This is a genomic window from Corynebacterium sp. CCM 9204 (assembly GCF_041357695.1).
GTDB lineage: Bacteria > Actinomycetota > Actinomycetes > Mycobacteriales > Mycobacteriaceae > Corynebacterium.
In genome coordinates this window covers 1-5,638 of the sequence record NZ_JAUERX010000009.1, presented here as the reverse complement: position 1 = coordinate 5,638, position 5,638 = coordinate 1, and the positions used below count along the sequence as shown (strand labels likewise).

Annotated in this window: 3 rRNA genes; all 3 read right to left on the bottom strand. The window is 54.9% G+C overall.

Annotated elements, in window-relative coordinates:
* Window positions 1-11: 11 nt before the first annotated feature.
* A 5S ribosomal RNA gene (rrf, locus tag QWU43_RS11625) occupies window positions 12-129 on the bottom strand.
* Window positions 130-229: 100 nt separating this feature from the next.
* Window positions 230-3,328: ribosomal RNA gene (locus QWU43_RS11620) — 23S ribosomal RNA — on the bottom strand.
* A gap of 380 nt (window positions 3,329-3,708) precedes the next feature.
* Window positions 3,709-5,229 (bottom strand): 16S ribosomal RNA (locus tag QWU43_RS11615).
* Together the 16S, 23S and 5S rRNA genes form the textbook arrangement of a ribosomal RNA operon.
* Window positions 5,230-5,638: the final 409 nt, after the last annotated feature.

Sequence of the window (5,638 nt, the reverse complement as noted above, 5' to 3'; positions counted from 1 at the left end):
TGAAGTTGTAGTGTCGGCGGTGTCCTACTCTCCCACACGCTCCCGCATGCAGTACCATCGGCGCTGGTGGGCTTAGCTTCCGGGTTCGGAAAGGGACCGGGCGTTTCCCGCACCGCTAAAACCACCGACACATCTCAAACAGTGCCACACACAACTTACGTTGTGCTGGTGTTGGTGCCAGACACTGGCTAGTGGACGCGAGCAACACATCAAATGTTTCTATGCCCATGTTGTTTTGTTTCGGTCAATTAGTACCGGTCACCTCCACACATTACTGTGCTTCCAGATCCGGCCTATCAACCCCATAGTCTATAGGGAACCTCAAACGAAACCTTATCTTGAAACGGGCTTCCCGCTTAGATGCTTTCAGCGGTTATCCCTTCCATACGTAGCCAACCAGCCATGCCACGGGCGTGACAACTGGCACACTAGAGGTACGTCCGTCCCGGTCCTCTCGTACTAGGGACAGCCTTTCTCAAGTTTCAACGCGCGCGGCGGATAGAGACCGAACTGTCTCACGACGTTCTAAACCCAGCTCGCGTGCCGCTTTAATGGGCGAACAGCCCAACCCTTGGGACCTACTCCAGCCCCAGGATGCGACGAGCCGACATCGAGGTGCCAAACCATCCCGTCGATATGGACTCTTGGGGAAGATCAGCCTGTTATCCCCGGGGTACCTTTTATCCGTTGAGCGACACCGCTTCCACAAGCCGGTGCCGGATCACTAGTCCCTACTTTCGTACCTGCTCGACCTGTCAGTCTCACAGTCAAGCTCCCTTGTGCACTTACACTCAACACCTGATTGCCAACCAGGCTGAGGGAACCTTTGGGCGCCTCCGTTACTCTTTGGGAGGCAACCGCCCCAGTTAAACTACCCACCAGGCACTGTCCCTGGCCCGGATCACGGGCCGAGGTTAACAGATACCCAATTCGATCAGAGTGGTATTTCAACAACGACTCACACACAACTGGCGTCACATGATCACAGTCTCCCACCTATCCTACACAAACCGAACCGAGCATCAATACCAAGCTATAGTGAAGGTCCCGGGGTCTTTTCGTCCTGCCGCGCGTAACGAGCATCTTTACTCGTACTGCAATTTCGCCGGGCCTGTGGTTGAGACAGCAGGGAAGTCGTTACGCCATTCGTGCAGGTCGGAACTTACCCGACAAGGAATTTCGCTACCTTAGGATGGTTATAGTTACCACCGCCGTTTACTGGGGCTTAAATTCTCCGCTTCGACCAACAAGTTGGTCTAACAGGTCCTCTTAACCTTCCAGCACCGGGCAGGCGTCAGTCCGTATACATCGACTTATCGTCTTCGCACGGACCTGTGTTTTTAGTAAACAGTCGCTTCCCTCTATTCTCTGCGGCCACAACACGCCAACCAGCCGCTAGGACCAGTGACCCGTCATGGCCCCCCTTCTCCCGAAGTTACGGGGGCATTTTGCCGAGTTCCTTAACCACAGTTAACCCGATCGCCTTAGTATTTTCTACCTGACCACCTGTGTCGGTTTGGGGTACGGGCCGCACACACACATCGCTAGAGGCTTTTCTCGACAGCACAGGATCATCGACATCCCCAAAAAGGGTACGCATCACGCCTCACCCATATAACGAGGAACGGATTTACCTATCCCTCGGGCTGCACGCTTACACCACAATCCAATAAGTGGCTCGACTACCAATCTGTGTCACCCCATCGCTTGGCTACTACCAGATCAGGTCCCACGCATCCACGAAACACCACAATCAAAGAAAGCAGCGTAACGCTTCTGGGCGGTTAGTATCACTGATTCACCATGGGCGCATGTGCACGGGTACGGGAATATCAACCCGTTGTCCATCGACTACGCCTGTCGGCCTCGCCTTAGGTCCCGACTCACCCTGGGAAGATTAGCTTGACCCAGGAACCCTTGGTCATCCGGCGGATGAGTTTCTCACTCATCATTCGCTACTCATGCCTGCATTCTCACTCGCGCACAGTCCACCACACGGTCACCCGGCGGCTTCAATCCATGCACGACGCTCCCCTACCCAACAACACCCTCAAAAGGATATCGCTGCCGCGGCTTCGGCGGTGTACTTGAGCCCCACTACATTGTCGGCGCAGAACCACTCGACCAGTGAGCTATTACGCACTCTTTCAAGGATGGCTGCTTCTAAGCCAACCTCCTGGTTGTCTTCGCGATCCCACATCCTTTTCCACTTAGTACACGCTTAGGGGCCTTAGCCGGCGATCTGGGCTGTTTCCCTCTCGACTACGAAGCTTATCCCCCGCAGTCTCACTGCCACGCTTACACTTACCGGCATTCGGAGTTTGGCTGATGTCGCTAAGATTGTAGTCCCGCTAAACCAACCAGTAGCTCTACCTCCGGCAAGAAACACGCAACGCTGCACCTAAATGCATTTCGGGGAGAACCAGCTATCACGGAGTTTGATTGGCCTTTCACCCCTACCCACAACTCATCCCCTCAGTTTTCAACCTAAGTGGGTTCGCGCCTCCACGACGTCTTACCGTCGCTTCACACTGGCCATGGGTAGATCACCCCGCTTCGGGTCCAGGACATGCCACTAAAACACCCTAGTTAGGATTCGCTTTCGCTACGGCTACCCCACAAACGGGTTAACCTCGCGACATGCCGCTGACTCGCAGGCTCATTCTTCAAAAGGCACGCCATCACCCCACACGGAGGCTCTGACGGATTGTAGGCACACGGGTTCAGGTACTATTTCACTCCCCTCCCGGGGTACTTTTCACCATTCCCTCACGGTACTATTCCGCTATCGGTCACACTGAGTATTCAGGCTTACCGGGTGGTCCCGGCTGATTCACAGCAGATTCCACGAGCCCGCTGCTACTCGGGGTATCAACAACACCAACGGCCCATGTGTTTTCACGTACCGGACTCTCACCGTCTACGGCAGGTCATTCCAAACCACTTCCGCTAACACACAAACACTCATCAGGCGCGGCCGGCAGACCACACAACGTCATTGCCCCACAACACCGTACACGCAACCCCTGCCGGGTATCACACGCATACGGTTTAGCCATTCATCCACGTTCGTTCGCCACTACTAGCAGAATCACTATTGTTTTCTCTTCCTGCGGGTACTGAGATGTTTCACTTCCCCGCGTTACCTCCACACCGACTATTTCATTCACCGGCAGGTGACCGCCCACAACGACGGCCGGGTTTCCCCATTCGGACATCCTCGGATCAACGCTCGGTTGACAGCTCCCCGAGGCTTAACGCAGCCTCCCACGTCCTTCATCGGCTCAGTATGCCAAGGCATCCACCGTGTGCCCTTACAAACAAAACACACAAAACACTAAGAACAACCGCAAAAAACGGTCACATTCTCGACGAAACAAAAAATAAAGATACTCGCGTCCACTATCCAGTTCTGACAACAACACCAACCACACACCCACCAACCCCGCAAGGCCAGCAAGCCACATGGCCGCAACACCAGGAACATAATGTCCCAGACACCCGACAGTGCACCAACGAACGTTTCCAATTCACCCGAACACACCCACAATCGCTTACACGACGCGCGTCCACCCGATTATCATTATCCAGCCGGCGTGCGGAACACTCGTCCGCCACAAACCAACCGCCACACCCACACACCCAACCACCAACCGGTGACCAGGCAAGCACAACACTCACGATGAGCGTGGAAAAAAAGCTCCTTAGAAAGGAGGTGATCCAGCCGCACCTTCCGGTACGGCTACCTTGTTACGACTTCGTCCCAATCGCCGATCCCACCTTCGACAGCTCCCCCCACAAGGGTTGGGCCACTGGCTTCGGGTGTTACCAACTTTCATGACGTGACGGGCGGTGTGTACAAGGCCCGGGAACGTATTCACCGCAGCGTTGCTGATCTGCGATTACTAGCGACTCCGACTTCATGGGGTCGAGTTGCAGACCCCAATCCGAACTGAGACCGGCTTTAAGGGATTGGCTCCACCTCACGGCTTCGCAACCCACTGTACCGACCATTGTAGCATGTGTGAAGCCCTGGACATAAGGGGCATGATGATTTGACGTCATCCCCACCTTCCTCCGAGTTGACCCCGGCAGTCTCTCATGAGTCCCCACCATAACGTGCTGGCAACATAAGACAAGGGTTGCGCTCGTTGCGGGACTTAACCCAACATCTCACGACACGAGCTGACGACAACCATGCACCACCTGCATGCAGGCCACAAGGGAAGACACATCTCTGCGCCGATCCTGCACATGTCAAGCCCAGGTAAGGTTCTTCGCGTTGCATCGAATTAATCCACATGCTCCGCCGCTTGTGCGGGCCCCCGTCAATTCCTTTGAGTTTTAGCCTTGCGGCCGTACTCCCCAGGCGGGGCGCTTAATGCGTTAGCTACGGCACGGACCCCGTGGAAGGGACCCACACCTAGCGCCCACCGTTTACGGCATGGACTACCAGGGTATCTAATCCTGTTTGCTCCCCATGCTTTCGCTCCTCAGCGTCAGTTACTGCCCAGAGACCTGCCTTCGCCATCGGTGTTCCTCCTGATATCTGCGCATTTCACCGCTACACCAGGAATTCCAGTCTCCCCTACAGCACTCAAGTTATGCCCGTATCGCCTGCACGCCCGGAGTTGAGCCCCGGGATTTCACAGACGACGCGACAAACCACCTACGAGCTCTTTACGCCCAGTAATTCCGGACAACGCTCGCACCCTACGTATTACCGCGGCTGCTGGCACGTAGTTAGCCGGTGCTTCTTATACAGGTACCGTCAATCTCTCTTCGTCCCTGTCGAAAGGGGTTTACAACCCGAAGGCCGTCATCCCCCACGCGGCGTCGCTGCATCAGGCTTGCGCCCATTGTGCAATATTCCCCACTGCTGCCTCCCGTAGGAGTCTGGGCCGTGTCTCAGTCCCAATGTGGCCGTACACCCTCTCAGGCCGGCTACCCGTCGACGCCTTGGTAGGCCATTACCCCACCAACAAGCTGATAGGCCGCGGGCTCATCCTGCACCGGAAAAACCTTTCCACCACACCCACTAACGATGCAGTCATATCCGGTATTAGACCCAGTTTCCCAGGCTTATCCCGAAGTGCAGGGCAGATCACCCACGTGTTACTCACCCGTTCGCCACTAATCCACGGTGCAAGCACCGCTTCATCGTTCGACTTGCATGTGTTAAGCACGCCGCCAGCGTTCGTCCTGAGCCAGGATCAAACTCTCCATAAAAGCTTTTAAGCAATAAGAAAAGCCCAAAACCTAGCAAAACAAACAACCAGCACACCACCCAGCCCAAAAGAACCGGGCAGCGTAAAAATGATTGTCCAAAAAAATAAAGCAGATGAAACATCCACTCCCATGATGCGCGTCATTCGACGAGGAAAAACAAACGCACCACAAAAACATCCGTCCCAACCACCACAGTCAACAACCACCACACGACACCCACACAACGCAGGCACCACACAATGGCTGATTAAGGAAGCGACTTACACTCCCCGGCACACGCCACGACCATGGATGATCCGGAAACGAATCAAAAACTATCCACCCAGCAAACACAACCACCCCACAAAAACAGGGCAACCACATTCACCAAGCAAATACATTGGCACACTATCGAGTTCTCAAACATCAC